Source organism: Nitrosococcus oceani ATCC 19707 (assembly GCF_000012805.1).
Classification (GTDB): Bacteria; Pseudomonadota; Gammaproteobacteria; order Nitrosococcales; family Nitrosococcaceae; genus Nitrosococcus; species Nitrosococcus oceani.
Window position 1 is genome coordinate 1816171 of record NC_007484.1, and the last position, 25530, is coordinate 1841700.

Sequence of the window (25530 nt, forward strand, 5' to 3'; positions counted from 1 at the left end):
TTAGTGATTAAATTATTATTCTGTCCTTAGAATTTATAATTAATGTCAAATTGAACATTATGGGTGAAGAGATCATTGCCTCCTTCATTATTGATAAATTGGCCCAGGTAGCCCAACATCAGTCCTACGTCTTGGGTTAACTGATAGGATAACCCGCCAAAGGCCCGATTCTCACTAAATCCTTCTGGACCGAACTCATTTTTATTTAGGTAGGCAAGCACCTCATCTCCTACGTATACAGACAGATTTTTGACGTTAGGGATAGGGTGTTTCAGCATGGCAAGCTGGCGTATCCGGACAGCCACGTCTCCGCTGTTTTTTCCAGAAATGGCGACTCGTTGTTCCAAACGGGTTCGAGTCAGGGCGGTGAAATTACCAAATACTTTATCGCTCCATAGATAGTCTTGATAAGGACGGCTTTCCTGAAAGTGGGCTCCGCTTACCGGCTTTATCCAATCATGGGTATAGCCTAGCCAAATGCTGGAGTGCTCCGTTAGGTTATAACCCCCTTGTATCCAAAGTAGATTCTCGGTAAATCGAGGTGAAAATCCATTATCGCCAGGGAAACGGCTAGGATTAAGATCCTTATCGTCCCGGGTCCGGGCCTGATCGATAACCATCCATCGGAAATCTTTACCTTCAGGAGAAATAGAGCCAAAATCGCCGTGGAGAGTAACCGAGGTCCAGCTACCAAATATATTATCGGTATCCGCTAGGGCGGGCATGATTGTAAGGAACGAAATAAGAACGAAAGAAACTTGAGCTTTCAGCATCTTTATTTTCACTGGATGATTCTCCTTTGAGCAACAAAGTTTAAAATTTTTTTAGTGAGCCAAACTACTCAGTTAATGTCTAATTTAGGTGCGGCTGCTGGCTATTCTGGAGATAGTCTTTGAACTATTATCTCGACTCTCTCTTTTTATAAAACGCAAGGTAGCAAGAAGGTAAACTTTGGCAAACAGAAGGATAATATTCCATTCTCTTCACGCTAAAAAGGGGAGGCTACCAGCTCTTCTTGGTGTAAGCCTCCCCTAGTGTCTGTTTTAGTCTAACGCCGATAGCGAGTTGATTGAGGATGGTTGGAGTAGGCTTTAAGCTGATCGAGCCCAGTTAGTTCTATTGATCCTCCAGTTGCCTGATAGAGTTTAGCATAATGGTGTAGCGCGCTTTGAAAGGTGAAATCCGCTACTTTAGCTTCGGAGAAATCAACCGTGATTTTCTTGCCCTTTGGTAGTTGGCTTAACCGGCGTTTAAAAGAAAGAAAGTTAGTAAAGGTTGCTCCTTTTCTCACTTTAACCCGGTATTCATCCTTACCCTCATCACTTTGATCTACCGTTAAATCTGCTTTGAAAAGAGTAGACGTTGGCGCTCTCATCACGAGCAATTGGTAGAGGAATTTGAAAATAATACCAGCGAAAACACCGACAAGCAGATTAGTGAAGATACAAACAAGCAAGGTGAATATGAAATAGAGAAATTGATCCCGGCCAATTTTAAAGATACCAATGAACTCGCCGGGAGCAGCAAGTTTATATCCCACGAATACCATCATAGCTGCCAGTGCTGCAACAGGAATCATTTGCATGACTGGGGACAATGCAAAAACAAAAATCAGGATAAAGGTTCCATGAAAGAAATTGGCCCAACCGGTTCTTGCCCCCATCAGGACATTGGCTTTGCTGCGGACAATTTCAGCGATCATGGGCAAGCCGCCGAGAATACCGGAAACGGCGCTGCCTATACCCACTCCCCGGATATCTTTGCCGATATCTGAGTGCCGTTGATAAGGATCTAATTGATCCACCGCTTTGGCGCTAAGACCGGATTCAATGGCCGTGATAAGGGCGATGGTGAGAGCGGCGTACCAAAAAGCCCAGGTTAATATTTTACCGAAATCCGGGGTAACCGCACCGATCCAAGCAACGGCATCGAGGGGGTTGCCCGGTAGGGCTAGCAGCAGTTCTTTCCCTTCTGGAAGGTTGAGTTGTTGCTGCAAGGTTTCCAGATCAAAAAGCACGCCTGCGGGGATAGCAAATATCAGTACCCATACCGGGCTTGGAATTAATTGCACCCATTTGACTCTAATCATCGGGTGGATAGCCATGATGAGCAAAGAAACAAACCCTACGATGGCAACAGGGGGCAGCATTTTGGTAAAACCTTGAGGAATAGCGGCTATGGTGCCAACCACATTAGAGCCTAGAATTGAATGGACTTCAGGAATGACCCCCATCATGGGAAAGAACATTTTGGCCATGATAACCACCCCAATGTAGGTTAACATGCCATGAATCACCGAACTGGGGGAGACATCTACGAGTTTTCCTGCCCCGGCGGCACCAATTATAAAAACCATGATGCCGGCTACAAAGACCGCGGCGATAGCGTAAAGATAACCAGCGTGGATATCCCCTTGGCCGAGACTTTGGATAGCCGCCAGATTGGCTACAATTAGCCCGGCCGCCGGCCCATTAATGGTGACATAAGAGCCACTGATGCGGGAAACAAGTATACCGCCTACAATGGCTGCGATAAGACCGGCAAAAGCCGGAAAACCAGAAGCTAAAGCGATCCCTAGACTCAAGGGTAGGGCAATGAGAGAAATACTTAGCCCCGCCCTTAAATCGGCAGCAAAATTTTCCTTCAAGCCGGCAAAGCCTTTTCTAGGAGCCTCAAGGGTTTCAATGTGCTGTGCCATTTTCTATGATCCCTCGTCTTTTATTTGAAGATGTTTATTTAAATAATACTTAAACAAATTGATATGGACTGCTTTCTATAACCTTGTTGTCTCTGGATAAGGGTAATAGGAAAATCCAGTGTCAGGGCCTGTAAAAGCAAATTGATATCATAGTGCTACGAAAATCTCTACACCCTGATGCTATTTCTGTGCCATCTTCATAAGAGAAGAGGTAACCTCCTAAATATTCAAAAAAATAGGCTGATAAAGGCAGCTTGATAGCAGCTATAAAAATTATAAAATTGGTTTATTTAAACCGTTTGAGTGGTGGATTTCAACTATTTAAAATAGAAGGGGTGTTTTTGCAGGGCACTTTTTCAGAAATGCTTACTTAAAGGGATGGGCTAGCTTGGCTGGCTGTACAGTAGCGTCAAATTTCTTGGCCGATAGCACTTTTAGTTCCAAGCAGGCTTGTTTGAGGGAAATGTCATTTTCCAGAGCATAATGGGCAACTTTTGCTGCTTGGTCATAGCCGATTTCTGGAGTTAAGGCTGTCACTAGCATGAGAGATCGCTCTACATAATGTGCAATCTGGCCTCGGTTTGCTTGGAGCCCTTCTACCAAAAAGCAGGTAAAGTTATGGCAACTGTCCGCTAGCAGTGTTACTGAATGAAGCAGGTTGAAGACTAGCATTGGTTTAAACACGTTAAGTTCAAAATTGCCCTGGGAGCCGGCGATCCCGATGGCGGTATCATTGCCCATGACTTGCGCGGCGACCATGGTCATGGCTTCGCACTGGGTGGGGTTGACTTTTCCAGGCATGATGGAAGAACCAGGCTCGTTGGCCGGTAAGAGCAGTTCACCCAATCCACAGCGAGGACCCGATCCTAACCATCTAATATCATTAGCTATTTTCATGAGAGAGCAGGCCAGTACCCGTAGCGTTCCGCTGGCCATTACCATTCCATCATGGGCCGCGAGAGCGGCAAACTTATTGGATGCGGGAATAAAAGGAAGTCCCGTAAACTTACTGAGATAAGCGCTCACCCGTTCAGAAAATTGAGGTGGTGCATTTAGGCCGGTGCCTACAGCGGTTCCACCGATAGCTAGTTCGTAGAGTCCAGGCAGAGCAGTTTCGATTCGCTTGCGGTCGTCATCGAGTTGGGCCACGTAGCCGGAGAACTCTTGCCCTAGGGTTAAGGGAACGGCGTCTTGTAGGTGGGTGCGCCCAATTTTAACGATTTCTTTGAATTCCTCCGCTTTTCTATGAAGAGCATCGCGCAGCTTTTGCACCTGAGGAAGTAACCGTGTTTGAATGGCTTTGGCCGAGGCAAGGTGCATTGCCGTGGGAAAAGTGTCATTGGAGGATTGGGATAGATTAACGTGATCGTTGGGATGGATAGGATCTTTGCTGCCCTTGACTCCGCCAGCAAGCTCAATGGCCCGGTTAGCGATAACTTCATTGATATTCATGTTGGCTTGGGTGCCGCTTCCTGTCATCCAAACCCGCAGTGGAAAATGCTCGTTGAGCTTGCTGTCCGCAACTTCTGTGGCGGCTCGAGCAATGAGCTGAGCCTTTTCTTTCGGTAACTTGCCTAGCTCCGCATTGGTGAGGGCGGCAGCCTTTTTGAGGAGCCCGAAGGCTTCTATGACTTCCTGAGGGATGAGATCTTGGCCAATGGAGAAATAGATTAGCGAGCGCTGGGTTTGGGCGCCCCAGTAGCGATCAGCGGGCACTTCGATTTCGCCCATGCTATCGGTTTCAATACGTTTGGTGTGTTGGGTTGTATTCATGGGATGCTCCCTGAGGATCAATTCTAGTTCCCTAATCGGTAAAAAACATAAGGGGCTACCGTAAGCCAGAGGGGAATCAAAGGCCATAGGCACCCGGCAAGGAGATTATAGTCACGCAAAAATCGTTCCCAGGAGTGCCTTGTCCCATAGTGTGCCAAGAAAAATTCAAATCCTACCGTGAGTCCTAGCCAGATAAATCCCATCATCCAGGCTTGCTGTGCGGATTCTAAGGGCCACAGGTTGATTGCCACCCAGATATAAACGCTAAACAGGAGTAGGCCACTGGCGGTAGAAGCTTGGTGAGCGTGTAGTTCATCAAGGTGTTTAGAGTACCAGGATTTGCGGAGTATTCCATTGAGAAGGGCAATTAAAACCATGGGTGCCCAGGTGAAAATTGACTGTAGGATCATTGGTTTTCTGTCCCATTGTTCGGATCAATTTGGTATTTGAATTTAGCATAGCATAGGCAGCAGGGTGATAAAGGTAGGTAAGGATTTCTACCTTTAAATTCAACGTTATCCCCTGGCGTAGATAGACATTTAATCACTCACTGGGAGGAGAACAAAATGTAGTAGGGAAGAGGAGTAGTTAGCATACATTTTATGTAGTTATACGAACATAAAATGTATGCTAATTTGACTGCTATTTGTTTTTAGATAAATTCAATTATTAAATAATTAGTTGATTTTTATAGCTATATCCTTATTAGGCACGGAATTTCATATATCTCCTGCTGTGGAAAGAAAAAATCTACTAAGGAGGTTTGATGTCTTTCTTTAAGCGTTTATCTGCTAGTTTGACGGCCCGTATCGATCAGGCAATCAGTCAAATAGAGAACCATGAGACCATCATTGAGGTAGCTATTTACGAAGCTCGCCAGGTCGCTGCCAAAGCCAAGGTCCGCTTAGCTCGGGTGCAGCGTGACGGCGAGCAGTTGGAAGCCAAAATTACTGAGCTGCGAGAGGCTGAAATTAAATGGACGGAGCGGGCTAAAAAAACCGCCAAAGAGAGTGATAGGGAGGCCCTAGCGTGTCTCCGGCGTCGCCAAAGCTGCCACCATCAGGCCACCCAATTTAATTCAAACGCAAGCGATTGAGGGGGCAACGCGTACACTCGTCCCTTTTGCCACAGAGCTGATCGATAAGTTGCAAGGCCGTGGTTTTTCCATCTAGGAAGCTGGGCGTTATCTCGCTTTGTTTTATCAATTGCGCCGAGCCTATTTTTTTATTACCCATTCCCTGGTGGGGGATTCTTCTTCTATGACCCGCCTGCGCCACGCCGCCATTAATTTATCTCAGTTTCCAGAGAGTTTAATTGAATCAGAGTTATTTGGTTCCCGTAAGGGAGCTTTTACCGGCGCTATTGAGAATCATAAAGGTTTGTTCGAGTGTTGCAGTCCCCATGGGGCCTTGTTTCTGGATAAGATCGGGGATGTTTCTGTACCGGTGCAAATCAAACTGCTTAATGTGCTCCAGGAAAAACAGTTTACACCGGTAGGTAGTCATGCTTCGTTACGTTTTGCCGGACGGGTAATTGCCGCTACTAATCGTTCCCTTACAGCGCTGCGCCAGGAAGGGCGTTTTCGTGATGATTTTTATTATCGTCTTTCCTCTGATGTCATTGAGGTTCCTCCGCGGGTACGGATTCAGGAATCCTCAGTCGAATTAGAGCAGTTGGTGCAGTCATTAATAGAGCGGCTTACGGGCCAAACGGCCAATAGTTTAATTGAGCAAATCCTTCATACCTTGGACAAGTGCTTGCCTCGGAATTATGCTTGGCCCGGCAATGTTAGGGAGCTGGAGCAAGCGGTACGAAGAATTATTCTTACGGGGGAGTATCACGGAACTGAAACGCCCGTTTCTTATGGATCGTGGTTAAATCGGGCTGCTCAAGGTGAATTGAGCACCCAAGAACTGCTTGTCGCTTATTGCCAAATGCTGTACCGACGTCACGGAATTTATGAAGCCGTGGCTATTGCTAGTGGTCTTGATCGTCGTACCGCGAAAAAATATGTCCATTCCAGTGTTCATAGGGCGGAATAAGCGGCGGCTTTCGGTCTCCGTCTCCAGAAGTATTATGTAATTTTCCCTCTTTCATGTGGGGGCACTTAGGTTTCATGAGCGATGGCGTTTGCTATTGGATCATTCACTGACGGAGCAGGCGTTAACTTTATAAAGAGAATAAGGATTTTTATATTTTATGATCGAAATGTCTAAAATATCAAAAAGGGAACAGGCCAGGTGTACCGAAGAAAATTGGCCGGGACGGGAACGCTGCGTAGCTTGCCCTATTTATAAGCTTGTTACCTCTCAAACTGACCCGAAGATGCTTGCTTGGCTAGCACAGGTATTAGACCCTATTGAAATTCACCGTTTTGAGCCTGGAGAGATGGTTTGCAGGGTAGGCGAGAAAGGGCGGTATCTTTTTTCGGTCCGCGCGGGAATATTTAAAGCGGTGCGCTACGGCCAAGGGGGAGAGTATCGAATCGTGCATCTTTTTAGGAATGGAGAGAGTTTTGGTCTTGAGCTGCTGACCAACCCGCATTTCGATCATTCGGTGGTTGCCATAGAGTCCGCTGAGGCATGCCAGATTCCATTATCTGTGATTAGAACAGTAGAGGAGAAGGTGCCTGATCTCTGTACACCCCTGATGGAAGAATGGCATGACCAGCTTCGTCAGGCGGAGACGTGGATCGTGCAATTTTCAACGGGCACCGTTCGTAGCCGGCTAGCACGGCTGATTATTTATCTCTCGCTGTGGAATTCTGGAGAAAAGATCAACACGGTGCGGCTACTTCCTGGGCGAGAATTGGCGGCTATTCTAGGCGCTACCCCAGAAAGCATCAGCCGGGTAATTGCTAGGTGGAAGCGGCAGAAATTTCTTCAGCGGCTTCCAGAAATGGGCGCGGAAACCTATCGGTTTGATAGAACTCAGTTGAAGCAAGCAGCCGAAGATTCTTCAGCCTCTTCGTAGTGTAAAAGATAATTTTTATATATATTATATCTCTATCATTATGGCAAAACACCTTGTTTATAAATTGATAACGATCAATGTTAAGGTGCCAGCAGCCTGCTAGCATGCCGTTATTTTCTTAAAATAATATTAGGTCATGCAATTAGATAAACCGGCAGTATTTATAGTAGGAGTAGGCGAGAAATCGCATTATAGATTGCTTAATTTATTCCATTGCGCGGAGTTGATTGTAGAGGATTTCGAGACGGCTGAAGCCTTTTTGGATAGTGATTGCTGGAAGAAGCCAGGGTGCGTGCTATTGGAACTTTCTCTTCCAGAGGCAGATGGACTGGCTCTGCAGCGGCAGCTACACGCTGCGAATTCCAGGGTACCGGTAATCATGCTGGTAGATCCGGATGACATTGTTAACGCAGTGCAAGCCCTTAAACAGGGGGCCGTGGATGTGTTAGAAAAAACTGTCGGAGAACAAGCAGTATTGAATTCCGTTTTTAGAGCGGTTAGCCAAGCGGTTTTCTTCTGGGAGAAGGAAAAACAAATTGAATCTGCTCGTAGGCGCTTATCAAGCTTAACCCTTCGGGAGAAGCAGATTCTCGATTTAGTGCTTAGGGGGACGCTTAATAAAGTGATTGCCTATGAGCTTGAAATTAGCATGAAGACGGTGGAAGTCCACCGTCATAATATGATGGAAAAGCTCAGTGCAAAAAATTTGGTTGAATTAATAAATTTAGTAGCGACGGCTGGTGGGAGAGAAATTTACTGCCTCCAGCCGCGCGGAGCGGCTACTCTAGGCAGCCCGATCCCCCTCAGCATACTTACCCCCGCTACTTCTTGTTAACAATAACATGGACTGCAGCGGGGAAGAGGATTGACTATCTTTAAAAGAAGGTGCCCTCGAGGGGGGAGGAGGCGCTGGCATAGCGTCTCCGGGGGATACGCCCGGCCAGGTAGGCGTCACGACCTGCTTCCACCGCCTTTTTCATTGCCGAAGCCATCAAAATAGGGTTTTGAGCCCCGGCAATGGCGGTATTCATGAGTACTCCATCGCAGCCTAGTTCCATGGCTACCGCCGCATCGGAAGCGGTGCCAACGCCCGCATCTACCAGGATAGGCACGGTGGCATTCTGGACAATTTCAAGGATATTGTAGGGATTTCGAATGCCTAGCCCAGAGCCAATGGGTGCCGCCAGGGGCATGACCGCGACGCATCCCATCTCTTCCAAGCGTTTGGCGGCAATGGGATCGTCATTAGTATAGACCATCACTTGAAAGTCTTCCTTGATAAGCACTTCAGCGGCCTGGTAGGTTTCTACTAGATCTGGGAATAGAGTTTTTTCATCTCCTAGAACTTCCAGCTTTACCAAGCTATGGCCATCTAGCAGCTCTCGAGCCAAGCGGCAGGTACGTACTGCCTCCTTGGCATTATAGCAACCGGCGGTATTGGGCAAGAGTGTATAGCAATGCGGCGATATGACATCGAGTAGATTTGGCTCCCCCGGATTTTGCCCAATATTACTCCGACGAATAGCAATAGTGACGATCTCCGCGCCGCTGGCCTGGATAGCGTTCTGAGTTTCTTCCAGATCCTGGTATTTACCGGTGCCTACCATGAGTCGAGAATGGTAGGTTTTGCCCGCAACCACTAAGGGAGTATCCAATGTGCTCATTATCTCTTCCGTTTTGGCGTTTTGTGTTAAGGGACTAGCGGTAGCGCCAGAGTCTGAACCACCACCGATAGCGTAGACGATCTCCACTTTATCGCCAGATTGAAGTGGCCGCTGCGTATATTCGCTACGGGATACGATTTCCTGATTGACTTCCACGGCAAGCCGTTTTCCCTGGAGTTTCAGTAGGGCGATGAGCTCTGAAATCAGGCAGTTTTCTGGTACCTGGTGAATTTTACCGTTTAATAAAATTTCCATTGTGACATAACTAAGGGCTAATGTTGTCTATTATTAAAACATAGTCATTCATCTATTTCTTATTCTTAATGGGATCCCCTCTTTTTTGTGTTTACTAGCAAACGGTATTTTTGGATATTAGGGCCTCTCGTTTGCCTCTTTTTAGGGGGAGCAGTTCCAGCACAGCAAAATCAGAACCTGACGGGAGCTGCCTTCCTGTTGGATGTCCGAGGTGTTATCGGGCCAGCAACCAGCGATTATGTCCAGCGAGCCATGGCAAGAGGTAGCGCCGAGGGAGCGGCGCTGATTATTTTGCGAATGGATACCCCGGGCGGACTAGATACAGCCATGCGGGAGATTATCCAGGATATCTTGGCCTCACCAGTACCCGTGGTAGGTTATATAGCCCCCAGCGGGGCCCGGGCAGCTAGTGCTGGTACTTATATTATGTATGCTAGTCATATTGCTGCCATGGCGCCTGCTACCAATCTAGGGGCTGCAACTCCCGTACATCTCCCTATGGGTGGTCGGCTGCCGGAAAAAACACCGCCGCCAGGGGAGGGAGAAGAAGCCGGTACTTCCTCTGAAGACACCTTGACCCGTAAGGCGATTAACGATGCGGTAGCTTATATCAAGGGGCTGGCCGCTCAGCGGGGCCGTAATGAGAGATGGGCGGAGAAGGCGGTGCGGGAGGCTGCTAGTTTATCGGCTCAAGAAGCGCTAGAGATGGAAGTTATTGATCTAATTGCTAGAGACGTTTCTGCTTTACTCAAACGCCTCGATGGACGTACCGTCGATGTGGTGGGCGGCGAAATGACCTTGCAGACTACCGGTATGACGGTTATCCCGGTTGAACCCAACTGGCGGGATCGCTTATTGGCGATTATCGCTAACCCCAATGTGGCGTATATTTTGATGTTAGTGGGTATCTATGGGCTAATTTTCGAGATGGCTAATCCAGGTTTTGTTTTGCCGGGGGTGGTAGGAACGATTTCTTTGTTGCTGGCGCTTTATGCCTTTCAGGTTTTGCCCATCAGCTCAGCGGGTCTGGCGCTGATGTTATTGGGGATTGCGTTTATGGCTGCTGAAATATTTGTGCCTAGTTTTGGCGCCTTGGGAATAGGGGGGGTTATTGCTTTTGTAATAGGTTCGGTCATTTTATTGGATACTAATGTGCCGGGTTATGATATTTCCTGGCCCTTAATCGTAGCCGCTGCAGTGAGCAGTGCTGGTTTTCTCTATATGGTCTTGTTCTTGACGGCCCGTTCCCAGCGGCGGCCGGTGGTAAGCGGTCGGGAACAAATGCTGGGTGCGACGGGAAAAGTGACGGCCGTGTCGGAAGATAAAATAACTGTGCGCGTCCATGGTGAATTGTGGTCGGCTCAGGTGAGGGAGCCGGTCATATTGGGGCAGCGGGTACGGGTGATGGAGTTGGAGGGATTGGTGCTAATAGTGAAGCCGGAGCTGGAGGAGAATCTTCATGATTGAGACGTTTTTATATGTGCTGGCGATTGTCATCGCTTTTCTGATCCTCTCTATCCGTATTCTACGGGAATATGAGCGGGGCGTGGTTTTTATGCTAGGGCGATTTTGGAAGGTTAAGGGGCCCGGCCTCATTATTCTTATTCCCGGTATTCAGCAGATGGTTAAAGTGTCTTTACGAATTGTGGTGTTGGATGTTCCCAGCCAGGATGTGATATCCAAAGACAACGTGTCTGTGAAAGTTAACGCGGTCGTTTACTTTCGCGCAGTGGACCCCGAAAAATCTATTATCCAGGTAGAAGATTATCATCAAGCCATTAGCCAATTAGCCCAGACTACCTTGCGTTCGGTATTAGGTCAGCATGATTTGGATGAAATGCTGACGGAGCGGGATAAGCTCAATAACGATATCCAGGAAATTTTGGATGAACAAACTGACGCCTGGGGAGTCAAGGTTTCCAATGTGGAGATCAAGCACATGGATCTGGATGAAAGCATGATTCGCGCTATCGCTCAGCAGGCTGAAGCTGAGCGTTCCCGGCGGGCCAAGGTTATCAATGCGGAGGGGGAACAACAAGCCGCCGGCAGGCTGCTGGAGGCTGCCCGGATTTTGTCGGCGGATCCAAGGGCGATCCAGTTGCGTTATCTACAAACTCTTAAAGATATTTCTAATCAGCAAAGTTCCACCATTGTTTTTCCTCTACCTCTCGAGCTGATTACGCCGTTACTGGAAGCTACCTCTAAGCGGCAACATAAAGGGGGAGAGTAAGCGCAAAAGGAATTATTGATGGGAACTTGGTGGCAAGGCGCCAAAGCGCGCCTGAAACAGGTATTGCAGCCTTCCGAAGGGAGAGGGGAAGATCGTTGGCGTACTTTTTTACGGCACAAGGCGAAGCTTATATATGCGGTGTCGGGGGAATTTTTTAAGGGCGATCTCACTTTACAGGCGACCAGCCTGGTTTACACGACGCTGCTCTCTCTGGCGCCGTTGTTGGCGGTCAGTTTCTCTGTACTCAAAGCTTTTGGCATCCACAACGAAATAGAGCCGGTGTTGCATCATTTTCTATTGCCTTTGGGACCAAGGGGTGAGGAAATTACTACCAAAATTATCCAGTATGTGGAAAATTTGAAGGTAGGGGTGTTGGGATCGGTGGGTGTAGGACTGCTTTTTTATACGGTCCTTTCCCTTATCCAGAAAGTTGAAGGCGCTTTTAATCATGTCTGGCGGATTAAGGCGGAGCGTCCCTTTGTGCGCCGCTTTAGCGATTATCTTAGCGTACTCTTGATTGGCCCCGTACTGGTATTTTCGGCGGTGGGAGCGACCGCCTCGGTAATGCAAACCAGTTTTATTCAGACTCTCTTGGAGTTTGAACTTTTGGGTAAGACGTTGGTAGTGGTGAGTAAATTATTGCCCTACCTATTGGTTATTGGTGGCTTTACCTTTGTCTACCTTTTTCTTCCCAATACTAAGGTGAAGTTAGGCAGTGCTGTGGTGGGGGGCGTAGTGGCTGGCATACTATGGGAGAGTATTGGAATTCTTTTTGCCTTTTTTGTCGCAACCTCCACCAAATACGATGCTATTTATTCCAGCTTGGCCATCTTGATTCTTTTTATGATTTGGCTCTATATTAGCTGGCTTATTCTTTTGGTGGGGGCACAGGTAGCTTACTATCACCAAAATCCTCGCATGATAGGCTTGGCGCAGAAAGATCCCTTACCCTTGAGTAATCGCCTTAAAGAGCGGGTAGTATTGCTTATTCTGCTGCGAGTGGGAGAGGTGTTCCATCAGGGTTGCCCTCCGCCTACATTAGAGAGCTTGGTTAAGCAGCTTGGTCTTCCCGGTTATTTAATCGAAGATATTATAGAATCTTTGAAGAGCGCGCGTCTTGTAACTGAAACTGGTGCTGAACCTCCAGGTTACCTGCTGAGCAAAGATCCGGCTACCGTAACCATACGAAAAGTGCTAGATATTATTCGGCGAGCCGAAGAACGACAATTTCCTCTTGAATCGCTCCTCTTTAAAGCGCCTGCCGTGGATGGGATAATGGAAAAAGTTGAGCAAGCTTTAGATCAAGCCATGGAAAAAGCTACTTTAAAAGATTTAATAGGGGATAGACAAGAAGCTAGCTAGGTGGCGTGCGGCGCTGGTTTTGTCTAGGTAACGCCTTTTAGGATATGTTTGTAGACGTTACGGGTTAAGTTAGTGAAGCATAATAGCTTCAGGGCAGAGTTATTCGGGCTTTTTCTCCGCGTCGGTAAAATATGCCTATCCTACCGATAACCTGCACTAGCTCTGCTTGCGTGACCTGAAGAACATGTTTAATCATTGCCGATCGCTCTTCTCGCTCTGCATCGTGCATTTTTATTTTAATTAGTTCATGGTGTTCTAATGAGCCCGCAATTTCATCTAGCACGGCTTTTGTTATTCCACTTTGGCCGACGATGACCACGGGTTTTAGAGAGTGAGCTAGTGTGCGTAAATAGCGCGTTTGATTTTTAGTAAGAGGCATATAGCTGTCTTTAGTAATACTCTTAGGCAGTTCTTAGTCAAGATAGTATACGGTTAATTTGATGATGGCACCAACACGATTCTTGGATTTAACATTCGATAACCTCATTGGTGAGTGGTACTCATCCTGGGTCTCCTCGGCGTGGATTAAATAGTGATTAACCGGCTATTATTTCTAATATTTGAAGCTGATATTTTTAGTGAGATGGTGTGGAAGGGAGATGGTTATTGCGTTATAGTCTGCACTAGTTTTGTGGTAACAAATCAACCTTGGCAGGTATCGTTCTATAGCTGCTAGGGACTGGGATAATCGGCGGAAAGCGTATGGTAGCAACGGGCAGAGGAAGCGCTATTGCCGACTCGAACAAATAACAAATTGCACCTTGGGGTGCCTCTGAAGGTGGGCCGCAGATGTTCTCAAATGTCATTAATTTTAGCAAAACATTATATGCTATATTCCAGCTAGAGGCTGGGCCGCAAAAATTGCCTTCCTCACTTCCGCTCTTAGGTGGTAGTTTGATCCTTTATGTTTTATGTCGGCTATGGGTAGGAACCTTTGACTACTCGGCAGGGGCTGCGGGATTTTTGGGGGTATTCGACGCCGTTTTACTGGTTTTAATGGCAAGCGTGCCTCTGCTATTGCTTAAACGCGGTGATCGAATAGTGCAAACCGTGACGGCATTGGTCTGTGTCGGTATTGCGGTGAGTCTCGCCGATTTATTCCTTTTATTTCTTTTAAGCGATTTACCACTTCCTGTTTCTGAAGAGCGTATGGACGGACTTCTCAGTTTTTTGACCTTTCCAGTTCTGCTGTGGAGATTGCTCATGAATACTACCTTACTGAGGTATGCTTTATCCTGGGGTTTTATGAGTGCTTTCGCTTTAGCGGTAGGGCATTTAGCGGTTGTAGGTTTTCTGGGGGGGAGGTTGGCCTCTAGCTTGATGGGATAAGATTAGGTATCCGTTGTGGGACAGCCCACTTCTTTTTGGTTTTTACTCTGCTTCTATCAACGGTGTTTCTTGCAAAATAGAGGATGACTGTTGAGTAGGAGATATATCTCTGGATGAAGGAACTTCGGCCCTCAGCTATGCTGTCCATGGCCGTGTAGTTGCCAAGTACTTGGGTCAGTTACTCGCTATGCTTGCGATTCTGACCTTAGCTCCTCTGGGAGCATCGATCATTTTTAATGAATATGCGTTAAGCATTCGTTACCTTGCCATTGTCCTTGTTTTAAGTTTTTTGGCTATTCCTTTGGCGCGATTATCTGTACCTGTCCAAGTGCAGGTCAACGAAGCTTTAGTAGTGGTGGTCCTTACTTTTATCCTAGCACCGTTAGTGATGAGCTTTGCCCTTATGGGCGAGGGCCTCTCCTTTTTGGATGCTTTTTTTGAAGCTGTGTCCGCGATTACGACCACAGGGTTATCCACTTTAGCAAGCGTTGAGGATAAATCCCAAACTTTTCTGTTTGCCCGGGCTTGGATGCAGTGGTACGGTGGTCTAGGGATCGTTGTATTGTCTGTGGCCTTGTTAATGGGACAGCATATAGCAGCCCGGCGGCTCACTGAACCTATGGGAGGAGCTGATGATGGCTGGGTTACTACGGCAAGAGCTCATGCCCGGCGGATGTTAGTCGTTTATGGCGTGTTAACCGGCTGGGGGCTATGGGTCCTGTGGATGGTTGAGGGGGATTTTTCATGGGCTCTAAATTATGCGCTCTCTGCCGTTTCCACGGGCGGTTTTTCTCCTTCAGATAAAAGTTTGCTGGGGTTGGATACCAGTTTTGCTCGCTGGGCAATTATCTTATTGGCTTTGGCTGGAGCCATTCCCTTACCGCTTTACTATCTTATTTACCACTTCGGCTGGCGCCAAGCCTTGGGGAAGCGAGGATTGCGTATTTTTGATATGGAATTACGGGCCTTGGTATTGATTGGTTTGGCAGGCAGCGGAGTTCTTGCATGGCTTCTTTGTTCCTCGCTAGGTTTACCGTGGATGGAGAGTGTTTTCCAGGGCTTGTTGTTGGGATTTTCTGCCCAGACCACGGCTGGTTTTAGTTCGCTGGAAGTTGCTGAACTTGATTCTGGTTCAAAATTACTGTTGATAGGCATGATGGGTATAGGCGGGGGAGTCGGTTCTACCGCTGGAGGTATCAAGATATTGCGGCTATTGATTTTTCTGCGTTTGGTGCAATTCCTTATACAGGGCACCGCTCTCCCTCCTCAAGCCGTACATAAGCCCAAGCTAGCAGGAAGAATTTTGCAGGAAGAAGAAATTCGACAGGTGCTGTTACTGATTTTATTGTTTGGGATGGTGGTTTGGTGTTCCTGGTTTCTGTTAGTGCTATTTGGCGCGCTTCCGCTGGATGCGTTTTTCGAGGTGGTATCGGCGACGGGAACCGTGGGTCTTTCCACTGGTATTACCGCACCCGATCTGCACCCTCTGTTGAAGCTCTTGCTTTGCCTGGATATGTTATTCGGCCGATTAGAGATTATTGCGCTGTTGGTGCTTTGCTATCCCCATACCTGGATAGGGCGGCGCACTGGATCCTAAATAAAATAAGCAGCCGTTTGAGCTATGGTTGTTGACAAAAGGAGTAACTAAAACGATGCGCGCAGTTTTTGTTGGGGCAGGCTCCTTGGCCGTAATGACCGCCCGCTTGCTCTTGAAGAGAGGTCATGAGGTGGTTTTCATTGAGTGTGAAAAGGAGCGAGTGGATGCGTTAGCCGAAGAGCTGGATTGTGGTTTTTTGCACGGTGATGGTAGTAAGCCCGCTATTTTACGTCAAGCTGATCCAGCAGGTACCCATATTTTATATTGTCTCATGGATAATGATCAGGCCAATATTTTAGCTAGTTTGATGGGGCGGTCATTGGGTTTTCGCCGGGTAGTCACCAAGATAGAAGAGCCGGAGTTGGAGCACCTGTGCATTGAACTGGGATTAGATGATACTATTATTCCGGATCGGACTATTGGCCGCTATTTGGCAGATATGTTTGACGGCAGAGATCCCTTGGAACTTTCTACAATGATCCGGGATGTGGCTCGGGTATTCTCATTTGCCGTTGGGGAGAAGGATGAAGGTTCTATTGAAACACTTGATTTGCCCGAAAGAAGTCGAATAATTTGTGTGTATCGAAACAATGAATTTCTTATTCCCGAATCTGAGACCCAATTGAAAGCTAAGGATGAAGTAGTGATTATCACCCATCGGCAGAATTTAGCCAAATTGGAGGAGCGTTGGACTCTGCAGCGGCAGCAATCAATTTCTTAGATTTTCTTGAATTAGGGAAGCCGCTGTTGAGCAACGATTTTATAGTTGTCCATATTTCTAACCAAAATTTCCCCATAGTAGTACTCTAACCGATAATTTTCACCGGCTACGGCAGTAAAAGCGATCGTGGTTTTTTGGGTGGGGTGATCGCCCGGATCTCGGTAGCGGTATCCCACCGTAAAACGATGGGAGCCCGGGGGGACGGCTACTTTATTTTGCCAGAATTTTAAGCGTTTGCCATCAACGGCAATGATAAAAACGTTACTGAATACCACATTTCGGAAGTCTAGGCTTCCAGCTACATAAGCGAGCTGTTCAGTGGGCTTAGGAGATACTTGGTAACTACAGGCAATGATTAGAATGTTGGTGCACACAATAGCGGCAATTGTTCTATGGTTCAACTAGAGAGAGTCTCGTTCAGTGGTTTCGGTAAAGCGTTTCAGTTTCTAGGCTGCTTTTTTCATGATCAGTATTTTTAGCAATTTTTCTAGGGTCTCTAAGCGTGCTTGGACCGTAGGAAGTTTTCGGGTAAAGCGCAGCTTTTCCTGGCCATCGAGTTTATAAACGCTAGGCTGTGTCTGAATTAAATCAATAATGGCCATAGGATCCACTTTAGGTTCCGATTGAAAGTGAATCCGACCGCCATGGGCACCTGCTTCGATCTTGCGAATACCGATTTCATTTGCTTTTAAGCGGAGTTCGTGGGTAGCAAATAGAGTCTTAGTGGCTTCTGGCAATAGACCGAAGCGATCAATCATCTCTACCTGAAGTTCTGTCAGTGCTTGGTGATTTTTGGCGGTGGCGATCCGTTTATAGAGCACTAATCGGGTATGCACATCCGGGAGGTAATCTTCTGGGATCAGGGCGGGAGCATGGAGGTCGACCTCTGAACCTTGTTCCGGTGGTTGCTCTAAATCCAAGGCTTGCCCGGACTTTAAGCTATTGACTGCCCGTTCTAGCAGATCATGGTAAAGATCAAAGCCGATTTCTTGCATTTGCCCGCTTTGGTCTTTACCCAGTAGTTCACCCGCCCCCCGGATTTCCATATCATGGCTAGCTAAGGTAAAACCAGCACCTAGTTCTTCCAGGGACTCAATGGCATCTAGGCGTTTGATCGCATCTGCGGTCATGACCGAGCGAGGAGGGACAATCAGATAGGCATAGGCTCGGTGGTGAGAGCGTCCCACTCGTCCCCGGAGTTGATATAATTGGGCTAAGCCCAATTTATCGGCCCGATGGATAATGATAGTATTGGCGCTAGGAATATCAATCCCAGTTTCAATAATAGTAGTGCAAATCAGGACATTAAAACGTCGGTGATAGAAATTTAGCATCACCTGTTCTAGCTCCCGCTCCCGCATCTGACCATGGGCAATGCCCACTTTGGCTTCAGGAAAAAGGGTTTGAACTCGCTGGGCCATTTTATTAATGCTTTCTACTTCATTATGAAGAAAATAGACTTGTCCCCCTCGCTTGATTTCCCGCAATAATGCTTCCCGGAGAAGATTGTCATTCCATTGCCGCACAAAAGTTTTAATAGCTAGACGCCGCGCCGGTGGCGTGGCAATGATGGAGAGATCCCTGAGATTGGACAGAGACATATGGAGGGTTCGGGGAATGGGGGTTGCAGTTAGGGTGAGAATATCCACCTCGGTTCGTAGAGCCTTCATCCGTTCCTTCTGTCGGACTCCAAAGCGGTGTTCTTCATCGATAATTACCAATCCTAGATTCTTAAAACGGATATTTTCCTGCAGCAATTTATGGGTGCCAATCACAATATCTGCTCGGCCATCAGCAATACCACTGATCACTGCTTCTTGTTCTTTGCGGGAACGGAACCGGGATATAACTTCTACCCGCGCTGGCCAATCGGCAAACCGGTCTTTAAAGCTTTGATAATGTTGCTGGGCCAGGAGCGTGGTAGGCACCAGTACTGCCACCTGCTTGCCTGCTTGTGAGACAATGAAGGTCGCCCGCATCGCCACTTCAGTTTTACCAAAACCCACATCTCCACAGACGAGGCGATCCATGGGTTGATCTGAAGTCAAATCGGCAATCACCGCTTGGATAGCATCCGCTTGGTCCGGGGTTTCCTCAAAGGGGAAGGCGCGAGCAAAGGCGGTATAGTGAGAATCTGGGGTAGGCAGGGGCAGTTTTTTTCGAGCCGCCCGCTGAGCATAGATAGCTAGCAGTTCGGCGGCTACATCTCGGACTCGTTCCCGGGCCTTACGCTTGGCTCGTTCCCAATGGTTGGAACCGAGTTTATGCAGGGGCGCCGCCTCGGGAGTGGCGCCAGTATAGCGGTTAATCAGGTGGAGAGAAGAGACGGGGACATAGAGCTTATCTCCTCCTGCGTATTCCAACGCCATAAATTCGGTGCGGACTTTCCCAACTTCTAGGGTCTGCAGTCCTAAGTAGCGGCCCACACCATGTTCCTCATGGACCACTGGGGCGCCGATGGAGAGTTCTACTAAATCCCGAACTACCGCATCCGCATCACGGGTACGCTCCTTACGACGGCGGTACTGCATGGCTTGTTGGCCAAATAATTGAGACTCCGCGACCACGGCGGTCCGTGGCTCGCTGAGCAGCAAGCCATGCTGTAGAGGCGCAACGGTAATACCAAGACGTTCCTCAGCTTGCAGAAAAGTCTCCCAGTTTTCAAAGAAATGGGGCCGAATTCCACTGTCTTTGAATAAATCTCGCAAAGTTTCCCGGCGTCCTGCGGTTTCGGCGGCAAATAAGACCCGCCCCGTAAAGCTTTTTATAAATTGGTTGAGAGTTTTCAGCGGCTGGGAAATACGGGCATTGAGCATAAGCGAGGGCGGCGCCTCAGTAGAAAAATTTTGATAACCGGCTTTTTCCTCTACTTTTGAGGATTGTAGACTGATTCGAGGTAGGTGTTTAAGGGAGGAAAAGACCTCTCCGGCTTGCAGATAGAGTTTTGGGGGGGGTAGAAGAGGGCGCTCTATATCGTGGCGATATTGCTCGTAGCGAGCATTAATCTCTCTCCAAAAACTCTCAGCAGTGGTGTTGACTCCTTCCACAGTGACAGCCAGCGTATTGTTAGGGAGATAGTCGAATAGGGTATCAGTGTGGTCGAAAAAAAGCGACAGGTAATATTCTATTCCTGGAAAAGGATGTCCTTCGCTTACCTCTCGGTAAATCAAGCTGCGCTGAGGATCACCGTTAAAGGCGCCCCGATAGTTCTTTCGGAATCGGGTAATCGTTTCTTCTACCAGGGGAAATTCCCGGGCAGGTAGCAGTTGGATCTGTGCTACCGATTGCAGAGAGCGCTGGGTTTCCGGATCGAAGCTGCGGAGACTATCCACTTCATTATCAAAGAGATCGATTCGATAAGGCAGCGTGCTGCCCATGGGGAACAGGTCGATGAGGGAACCCCGAATGGCGAATTCGCCGTGCTCCATTACCTGGGAGACACAACGATATCCTCCCTTTTCTAGTTGCTTGCGCCAATTCTCCAGGTGAAGGTGATCGCCAGTTGCCACCAGTAAACTATGGGTTTCTAGATATTCTTGGGGCGCCAGCCGCTGCATTAAGGTGGAGACTGGAACGATCAATATACCACGCTCTAAGCGAGGTAATTGGTAAAGGGTGGCAAGCCGTTCGGAGAGGATATCCTGATGGGGAGAAAAAGTGTCATAGGGTAAAGTTTCCCAATCAGGAAAATGGAGGATGGGGCTATCTTCCTGGCCGTTGCGATAAAAGCGGAGCTCATCTTCCAACCGGTTTGCCGTAATCGTATCTGGTGTTATGACCAAAATAGGGCCCGGATGATAATAGGCGGAGGCCGCTAATACCAGACCAAAACTGCTTCCGTAAAGTTGACCAAAACGATGATGGTCACCAGCCTGTCGGGGTAAGACTGGTGCTAGAGAGGCGAGATTTAAAGCAGGTGGCATAGGAGAGTTCTGGCAAATTTATAAAAATTGCTAGATTCTAAATATAGACTAAAAAGCATCATATTATATCTCTTTCAAACTTAACTAACCAGAATTAAAGAAAATGATAGGCATTCTTTATTCCCTTCTTTGAAAGAATTCATATGGTGCCCGGGGCCGGAATCGAACCGGCACGGGGTTACCCCCAAGGGATTTTCTTACCAGCTACAGCTTTCGCTGCTGCACTTGTCTAATAAAATACCAAATACATTTGTGGTCTGGACTTTATCTTTACCTTATCACTAATCAAATAATTAATGATTTAGGTAGGAGCCGTCAAGTCTCTACGCTTTCCTTTAAGGCTTAGCTCGGGATTGCCACCATCCTAAAACTTGCTGAGGTTTCCCCGAATTTGACTCCATTCACACTAGGGGTTTCCCACCTAGGTGCTCAAATTATTTAAGTCCCTTGCGTCTACCTATTTCGCCACCCGGGCTCTACTACAAAAATTTACACTCTTTAAGCACCATATATAAAGAAGAAAAGGAATCGAAATGATCGAAATGGAGGCTGGGGTCGGAATCGAACCGGCGTCCACGGCTTTGCAGGCCGCTGCATAACCACTCTGCCACCCAGCCTGAAGCAAGTTAGCTAATATTACTAATATATGAGATAAATTTAATCGTACTATTTGGAGCGGGAAACGAGACTCGAACTCGCGACCCCAACCTTGGCAAGGTTGTGCTCTACCAACTGAGCTATTCCCGCCCATAAAGCGATAATTATTGTAACAGCGAACTTTTCTATGTCAAGTTAAGCTTGATCTTCTATCCGCCCCATTAATGCCGGCCAAGCAGCATTGAGATAAACAATCATTGATCCTAGCGTTAAGGCAACCGCAATATAGAGAAGAATTAAACCGATATCCCATACCGGAATAGGGCCGATAGGATTCTGATAAAGTAATAAAAAAACAGCAATCATCTGAAAAGTAGTCTTAAATTTTCCTAGCATAGAAACAGCAACACTAGCCCGCAGCCCTATCTCCGCCATCCATTCCCGCAACGCCGATATCGTAAGCTCCCGACCAACAATAACCGCTACTGAAAGAGCCATTGGCACAGAAGGGTGACTTTGCAAGAGTAATATCAAGGCGATGACGACCATTAGCTTATCGGCAACTGGATCTAAAAAGGCCCCGAACGGTGAAGTTTGCTGCCAACGTCTTGCTAAATAGCCGTCTAACCAATCAGTAACAGCGGCTATACCAAATAATATTGCGCAAATTTCACGGGCATTGGGTATAGGAAGGTAAAACACTGTCACCAAAATGGGGATAGCTACAATACGCAAAATTGTCATTACGTTGGGGATCGTATAGATGGGCATAAATTTGGCCCTTTCCCGCTTAAAAAACCACGGAATCCTTACCTTACCACAACCGCTATTCTCCATTAGACTTATTTTTAACTATCATCTATGAAAAACGTCATAAATACGCTGAGCTAATTCCAAGCTAATTCCCTCTATTTGAGCTAGATCTTCAACTCCTGCCCGTGTTATCTCCTGCAATCCACCTAGTTGAATCAATAGCTTCCGACGACGTTTGGGACCTAATCCAGATATTCCCTCTAAAAGGGAAAGCTTACCCCCCTTAGCACGGCGTTTACGATGGCTAACAATAGCAAAACGGTGAGCTTCGTCACGGATATGTTGCAATATATGTAAAGCTGGAGAATCAGATGTTACCATTACCGGATTCTCATATCCCGCCAAAAATAAGGTTTCATTCCCTGCCTTACGTTCAGGCCCTTTCGCTATACCCAACACGGTGATTTCTGTAATGCCTATTTCTTTAAGAACTCTAAGCGACTGATTTATCTGACCTTTACCACCATCAATCACGAGCAAATCTGGAAATACTCCCTCTTTTTTTTTAAAACGCCGCATTAACGCTTGACGTAAGGCTCCATAATCATCCCCTGGAATGATCCCTGTGATATTAAAACGACGGTAATCAGCCTTACGGGGACCCTCTCTATCAAATACTACGCAGGAAGCCACTGTAGCCGTTCCTTGAATATGACTAACATCAAAGCACTCAATCCGTTGTGGGAAGTTTGCTAAGCTTAGTAATTGCTGTAAGCTTTTAAATCGTGCGGTAATGTTCGATTTCTCTGCGAGATGTTGATTTAAATTAATCTTAGCATTGGCTAAAGCCATTTTTATCCACTGCACCTTGGGACCACGAACTGGCTTTATCAAAGCAATCTTTCTTCCCGCCTGCTTGCTTAGTACTTCAGTTAACAAACCCATATCTTTAGGCTGGTGGCTTAATATAAGGATGGGCGGAGTCTCTCGATTCAAATAATATTGTGCTATAAAGGTAGAAAGTAACTCTTCTGGTGTTAGATTTCCTTCAAGCTTAGGTAAGAAAGTCTTATTTCCTAAATTATGCCCACCACGAATAAAAAAAACCTCCACACAAGCCATTTTCTCCGTAAGAGCGACCCCAAGCACATCAATGTCTTTTTTTTCACCGCTTATATACTGACGTGCCTGTATTTGGCGTAAGCTAGCAATTCGATCCCGGTAATAGGCTGCTTGTTCAAAAGCAAGTTGCCCGGAAGCTTCTTCCATACGTATTACCAACTCATTGATAACCTGTTGATCCCGCCCTTTTAAAAACATCACTACGTGTTGAATATCTTGACTATAATCTTTTTTACTGATTAAGCCCACGCAAGGAGCAGTGCAGCGTTTGATCTGATATTGTAGACAGGGACGAGAACGATTACGGTAAAAGTTATCTTCACACTGGCGTACGGGAAAAACCCTCTGAAGTAGTTTCAGCGTTTGCCATACCGATCTAATATTTGGATAAGGGCCGAAATATTGGCCAGAAACTTGTTTCACCCCCCGATGAAATCCTAAACGGGGAAAATCGTCAGCAGAGAGAAAAATGTAAGGGTAACTCTTATCATCCCTTAATAATACATTATAGCGAGGTTGCAGAGCTTTAATAAGATTACTTTCTAGAATCAGTGCTTCATTTTCCGTATGAGTCACAGTAATTTTGATATCGCAAATTTGCTTTACTAGAACATGAATTTTAGGTGCTAATTTGGAATTTCTAAAATAACTCTTTATCCGCCTTTTTAGGTTTTTTGCCTTACCAACATAGAGCACTTTTCCTTTGGCGTCTAGCATACGATAAACACCTGGGCAAGGAGTTAAATTCCTCAGAAAATCATCAATATCGAAATTTGCCATATTTCCGGCGGTTATCTTATTTAAAATAGGAAGATAAAAATAATGAAGTTTTCATGGTTTAAGATCTTTTTAACTTTTACTGGGCTGTTGATGTTTATGAATTTTTTAAATGTACAGGCCGACGTAAGTTCCTTAAATGTAAATGTAAAGACCAAAGATTGCTCAGTAGCTCAATTAGCTGGAAGATGGGTTCTCTCAGAAAGTGGAACACATGTAGCTTTCGGAGCGGTACCTTTTAGCCAAATAGGTTGGTTTTTACTAAAAAAAGATGGAACAGGTAAAGGAGAGGCATTTCTTAGTGTTAATGGGCAGCCTCTCCCTCCCATCCCTCTAGAGATACACTCTATAAAAATTAAACCGAAGACTTGCGTGGGTAAAATGGAGTTTTTTGCAGGAGGAGAACTTCGAACAATTACCTTTATTCTAAATGCTCATTTCCAGGAAATTCAGTATATTAGCACTACAGGAGATATTACTACACTAGGGAATGCTAGAAGAAATAAATAGCACTAAGAATATCACCTCGTGCAACTAGCTTTTAAAAATGGTGCCGAGGGCGAGACTCGAACTCGCACGGTGTTACCACCACCAGATTTTGAGTCTAGCGCGTCTACCTATTTCGCCACCTCGGCACATAACATACTATTATATACGAATTTTAATATCCGAAAAGAAATAAACCTGTAATTGTAGCTGATAATGCTAAATTATATGTTATGCAGCTAAGCGATTTTACTTATAACCTCCCCAAACAGTTAATTGCTCAATATCCACCCAAACGGCGTGGAGAGAGCCGTTTATTATCTTTAGAAGGCGCCTCTGGAATCGTTAAAGATCGGCAATTCATCGAGCTTCCTGAGTTATTATCAACGAAGGATTTATTAATATTTAATAACACTAAGGTAATACCAGCCCGGATTCAAGGAACTAAAGATAGTGGAGGTAAGATAGAAATATTAATAGAACGATTCCTAGATCAACACCGAGCTTTAGCTCATATACGGGCAAACAACCCCCCGCGAGCAGGGCGGCGTCTGGTGATGGAGCAGTCAGTAGAAGTAGAAGTAAAGGGCCGAGTTAAGGAGTTATTTGAACTACGCTTTCTAGATCCCCGTCCCTTACCGCAGCTCCTTGAAGCAATAGGTCAAATGCCCTTACCTCCCTATATTCAACGGAAAACGGTACCTGTTGATAAGGAACGTTATCAAACCATTTATGCTTCTCGTCCAGGTGCCGTCGCCGCTCCAACGGCTGGCTTACATTTTGATAAGCCACTACTAAAACGGTTACAAGCCCAGGGAATACGATCAGGTTATATCACTCTCCACGTAGGAGCGGGAACTTTTCAGCCAGTACGGGTTAAAAACATCACCCAACATCAAATGCACTCGGAATACGTGGAGGTGTCAGAGCAAATTTGCGCTCAAATACGAGATACTCAACAGGCAGGAGGGAGAGTAGTGGCAGTAGGAACAACGACGGTGCGGGCACTAGAAGCTGCTTCTGCGAAAGGGGTTATCGCACCTTACCAAGGGGAAACGGAGATTTTTATCTTCCCTGGTCATCGATTCCATACTGTGAATGCTTTAATCACTAATTTTCATCTGCCGGAAACTACATTACTTATGTTGGTGTGCGCTTTTGCAGGCAGTGAGCACGTATTAGCTGCTTATCGCCATGCGATAAAAAAAGGTTACCGTTTTTTCAGTTATGGCGATGCCATGTTTATTACTGAAGCTAAAACAGGCTGACT

General features: G+C 46.5%; 22 protein-coding genes, 3 tRNA genes and 1 pseudogene. 12 read left to right on the forward strand and 14 right to left on the reverse strand.

The annotated features are described in order from the left end of the window. Window positions 1–26: 26 nt before the first annotated feature. The 4 genes from NOC_RS08765 to NOC_RS08780 all read right to left on the reverse strand — a co-directional run bounded on the left by NOC_RS08765 (window position 27) and on the right by NOC_RS08780 (window position 4881). Complete coding sequence (locus NOC_RS08765) at window positions 27–785, reverse strand: DUF2490 domain-containing protein (protein ID WP_036497357.1); 759 nt, start codon at window positions 783–785, stop codon at window positions 27–29. A 263-nt stretch (window positions 786–1048) separates the two neighbouring features. Then, window positions 1049–2698 carry a SulP family inorganic anion transporter gene (locus NOC_RS08770; RefSeq protein ID WP_002808519.1) on the reverse strand — a complete coding sequence of 550 codons (1650 nt, stop codon included), beginning with the start codon at window positions 2696–2698 and terminating at the stop codon, window positions 1049–1051. A 366-nt stretch (window positions 2699–3064) separates the two neighbouring features. Further along, on the reverse strand, window positions 3065–4471 hold the full coding sequence (gene fumC, locus NOC_RS08775) for a class II fumarate hydratase (protein ID WP_002809989.1): 1407 nt from the start codon (window positions 4469–4471) through the stop codon (window positions 3065–3067). A 23-nt stretch (window positions 4472–4494) separates the two neighbouring features. Next, a complete protein-coding gene (locus NOC_RS08780; RefSeq protein ID WP_011330717.1) occupies window positions 4495–4881 on the reverse strand; it encodes a hypothetical protein in 387 nt (128 codons plus the stop codon). Window positions 4882–5237: 356 nt separating this feature from the next. Between NOC_RS08780 and NOC_RS08785 the strand changes: the two genes are divergently transcribed. The 4 genes from NOC_RS08785 (at window position 5238) to NOC_RS08800 (ending at window position 8279) form a co-directional block, all read left to right on the forward strand. After that, the gene (locus NOC_RS08785; RefSeq protein WP_002809257.1) at window positions 5238–5567 is read left to right on the forward strand and encodes a PspA/IM30 family protein; all 330 of its coding nucleotides are present in this window, start codon (window positions 5238–5240) and stop codon (window positions 5565–5567) included. Between the two features lie 97 nt (window positions 5568–5664). Beyond that, window positions 5665–6513: a sigma 54-interacting transcriptional regulator gene (locus NOC_RS08790; protein ID WP_002808784.1), complete on the forward strand. Its 849-nt coding sequence runs from the start codon at window positions 5665–5667 to the stop codon at window positions 6511–6513. A gap of 157 nt (window positions 6514–6670) precedes the next feature. Beyond that, a complete protein-coding gene (locus NOC_RS08795; RefSeq protein WP_002808789.1) occupies window positions 6671–7444 on the forward strand; it encodes a Crp/Fnr family transcriptional regulator in 774 nt (257 codons plus the stop codon). Between the two features lie 196 nt (window positions 7445–7640). After that, window positions 7641–8279, forward strand: coding sequence for a response regulator transcription factor (locus NOC_RS08800; protein WP_244859940.1), 639 nt, complete (start codon window positions 7641–7643; stop codon window positions 8277–8279). A 40-nt stretch (window positions 8280–8319) separates the two neighbouring features. On the opposite strand, the gene NOC_RS08805 is transcribed toward NOC_RS08800, so the two are convergent. Both NOC_RS08805 and thiS read right to left on the reverse strand, forming a co-directional pair. Then, window positions 8320–9108 carry a thiazole synthase gene (locus tag NOC_RS08805; RefSeq protein WP_231561740.1) on the reverse strand — a complete coding sequence of 263 codons (789 nt, stop codon included), beginning with the start codon at window positions 9106–9108 and terminating at the stop codon, window positions 8320–8322. A 57-nt stretch (window positions 9109–9165) separates the two neighbouring features. After that, window positions 9166–9363 (reverse strand): annotated as a pseudogene (gene thiS, locus NOC_RS18185) (sulfur carrier protein ThiS); the annotation flags it as partial. 87 nt (window positions 9364–9450) lie between these two features. Here thiS and NOC_RS18390 point away from each other — a divergent pair. The 3 genes from NOC_RS18390 to NOC_RS08820 are packed head-to-tail and all read left to right on the forward strand — an operon-like array spanning window position 9451 to window position 12955. Continuing rightward, window positions 9451–10830 (forward strand): NfeD family protein, encoded by a 1380-nt coding sequence (locus NOC_RS18390; protein ID WP_002811415.1) that lies wholly within the window; start codon window positions 9451–9453, stop codon window positions 10828–10830. After that, complete coding sequence (locus tag NOC_RS08815) at window positions 10823–11593, forward strand: slipin family protein (protein ID WP_002809736.1); 771 nt, start codon at window positions 10823–10825, stop codon at window positions 11591–11593. Before NOC_RS18390 ends, NOC_RS08815 begins: the two co-directional genes overlap by 8 nt. A gap of 18 nt (window positions 11594–11611) precedes the next feature. Next, window positions 11612–12955, forward strand: coding sequence for a YhjD/YihY/BrkB family envelope integrity protein (locus NOC_RS08820; RefSeq protein ID WP_002808788.1), 1344 nt, complete (start codon window positions 11612–11614; stop codon window positions 12953–12955). A gap of 88 nt (window positions 12956–13043) precedes the next feature. Here NOC_RS08820 and yhbY read toward each other — a convergent pair whose 3' ends face one another. Continuing rightward, the gene (gene yhbY / locus NOC_RS08825) at window positions 13044–13334 is read right to left on the reverse strand and encodes a ribosome assembly RNA-binding protein YhbY (RefSeq protein WP_002810075.1); all 291 of its coding nucleotides are present in this window, start codon (window positions 13332–13334) and stop codon (window positions 13044–13046) included. Window positions 13335–13849: 515 nt separating this feature from the next. Here yhbY and NOC_RS08830 point away from each other — a divergent pair. The 3 genes from NOC_RS08830 (at window position 13850) to NOC_RS08840 (ending at window position 16602) form a co-directional block, all read left to right on the forward strand. After that, a complete protein-coding gene (locus NOC_RS08830; protein WP_231561741.1) occupies window positions 13850–14284 on the forward strand; it encodes a hypothetical protein in 435 nt (144 codons plus the stop codon). A gap of 169 nt (window positions 14285–14453) precedes the next feature. Then, complete coding sequence (locus NOC_RS08835) at window positions 14454–15881, forward strand: TrkH family potassium uptake protein (RefSeq protein WP_244859941.1); 1428 nt, start codon at window positions 14454–14456, stop codon at window positions 15879–15881. 55 nt (window positions 15882–15936) lie between these two features. Then, window positions 15937–16602 (forward strand): potassium channel family protein, encoded by a 666-nt coding sequence (locus tag NOC_RS08840; RefSeq protein WP_002810755.1) that lies wholly within the window; start codon window positions 15937–15939, stop codon window positions 16600–16602. An 11-nt stretch (window positions 16603–16613) separates the two neighbouring features. On the opposite strand, the gene NOC_RS08845 is transcribed toward NOC_RS08840, so the two are convergent. The 6 genes from NOC_RS08845 to uvrC form a co-directional block, all read right to left on the reverse strand. Beyond that, the gene (locus tag NOC_RS08845) at window positions 16614–17003 is read right to left on the reverse strand and encodes a hypothetical protein (protein ID WP_231561743.1); all 390 of its coding nucleotides are present in this window, start codon (window positions 17001–17003) and stop codon (window positions 16614–16616) included. Window positions 17004–17048: 45 nt separating this feature from the next. After that, on the reverse strand, window positions 17049–20525 hold the full coding sequence (gene mfd, locus NOC_RS08850; protein ID WP_002809086.1) for a transcription-repair coupling factor: 3477 nt from the start codon (window positions 20523–20525) through the stop codon (window positions 17049–17051). A 543-nt stretch (window positions 20526–21068) separates the two neighbouring features. Then, window positions 21069–21142, reverse strand: a tRNA-Cys gene (locus NOC_RS08855). Between the two features lie 54 nt (window positions 21143–21196). Then, window positions 21197–21272: transfer RNA gene (locus NOC_RS08860), tRNA-Gly, on the reverse strand. 45 nt (window positions 21273–21317) lie between these two features. Then, window positions 21318–21893 (reverse strand): CDP-diacylglycerol--glycerol-3-phosphate 3-phosphatidyltransferase, encoded by a 576-nt coding sequence (pgsA, locus tag NOC_RS08865; RefSeq protein ID WP_011330719.1) that lies wholly within the window; start codon window positions 21891–21893, stop codon window positions 21318–21320. Between the two features lie 84 nt (window positions 21894–21977). Then, window positions 21978–23777 (reverse strand): excinuclease ABC subunit UvrC, encoded by a 1800-nt coding sequence (gene uvrC / locus NOC_RS08870; RefSeq protein WP_002809054.1) that lies wholly within the window; start codon window positions 23775–23777, stop codon window positions 21978–21980. Window positions 23778–23819: 42 nt separating this feature from the next. Between uvrC and NOC_RS08875 the strand changes: the two genes are divergently transcribed. Next, complete coding sequence (locus tag NOC_RS08875) at window positions 23820–24284, forward strand: hypothetical protein (protein ID WP_002811630.1); 465 nt, start codon at window positions 23820–23822, stop codon at window positions 24282–24284. 38 nt (window positions 24285–24322) lie between these two features. Here the strand turns inward: NOC_RS08875 and NOC_RS08880 are convergent. Then, window positions 24323–24409: transfer RNA gene (locus NOC_RS08880), tRNA-Leu, on the reverse strand. A gap of 84 nt (window positions 24410–24493) precedes the next feature. Here NOC_RS08880 and queA point away from each other — a divergent pair. After that, window positions 24494–25528: a tRNA preQ1(34) S-adenosylmethionine ribosyltransferase-isomerase QueA gene (gene queA, locus NOC_RS08885; protein WP_002811324.1), complete on the forward strand. Its 1035-nt coding sequence runs from the start codon at window positions 24494–24496 to the stop codon at window positions 25526–25528. Window positions 25529–25530: the final 2 nt, after the last annotated feature.

Bases quoted from the DNA above. Each gene is read 5' to 3' on its own strand.
- uvrC (WP_002809054.1), bottom strand. From the start codon at position 23,777: ATGGCAAATTTCGATATTGATGATTTTCTGAGGAATTTAACTCCTTGC.
- queA (WP_002811324.1), top strand. From the start codon at position 24,494: ATGCAGCTAAGCGATTTTACTTATAACCTCCCCAAACAGTTAATTGCT.
- NOC_RS08770 (WP_002808519.1), bottom strand. From the start codon at position 2,698: ATGGCACAGCACATTGAAACCCTTGAGGCTCCTAGAAAAGGCTTTGCC.
- NOC_RS08785 (WP_002809257.1), top strand. From the start codon at position 5,238: ATGTCTTTCTTTAAGCGTTTATCTGCTAGTTTGACGGCCCGTATCGAT.
- NOC_RS08795 (WP_002808789.1), top strand. From the start codon at position 6,671: ATGATCGAAATGTCTAAAATATCAAAAAGGGAACAGGCCAGGTGTACC.
- NOC_RS08805 (WP_231561740.1), bottom strand. From the start codon at position 9,108: ATGAGCACATTGGATACTCCCTTAGTGGTTGCGGGCAAAACCTACCAT.
- NOC_RS08875 (WP_002811630.1), top strand. From the start codon at position 23,820: ATGAAGTTTTCATGGTTTAAGATCTTTTTAACTTTTACTGGGCTGTTG.
- yhbY (WP_002810075.1), bottom strand. From the start codon at position 13,334: ATGCCTCTTACTAAAAATCAAACGCGCTATTTACGCACACTAGCTCAC.
- NOC_RS08820 (WP_002808788.1), top strand. From the start codon at position 11,612: ATGGGAACTTGGTGGCAAGGCGCCAAAGCGCGCCTGAAACAGGTATTG.
- NOC_RS08840 (WP_002810755.1), top strand. From the start codon at position 15,937: ATGCGCGCAGTTTTTGTTGGGGCAGGCTCCTTGGCCGTAATGACCGCC.
- fumC (WP_002809989.1), bottom strand. From the start codon at position 4,471: ATGAATACAACCCAACACACCAAACGTATTGAAACCGATAGCATGGGC.
- NOC_RS08780 (WP_011330717.1), bottom strand. From the start codon at position 4,881: ATGATCCTACAGTCAATTTTCACCTGGGCACCCATGGTTTTAATTGCC.
- pgsA (WP_011330719.1), bottom strand. From the start codon at position 21,893: ATGCCCATCTATACGATCCCCAACGTAATGACAATTTTGCGTATTGTA.
- NOC_RS08815 (WP_002809736.1), top strand. From the start codon at position 10,823: ATGATTGAGACGTTTTTATATGTGCTGGCGATTGTCATCGCTTTTCTG.
- mfd (WP_002809086.1), bottom strand. From the start codon at position 20,525: ATGCCACCTGCTTTAAATCTCGCCTCTCTAGCACCAGTCTTACCCCGA.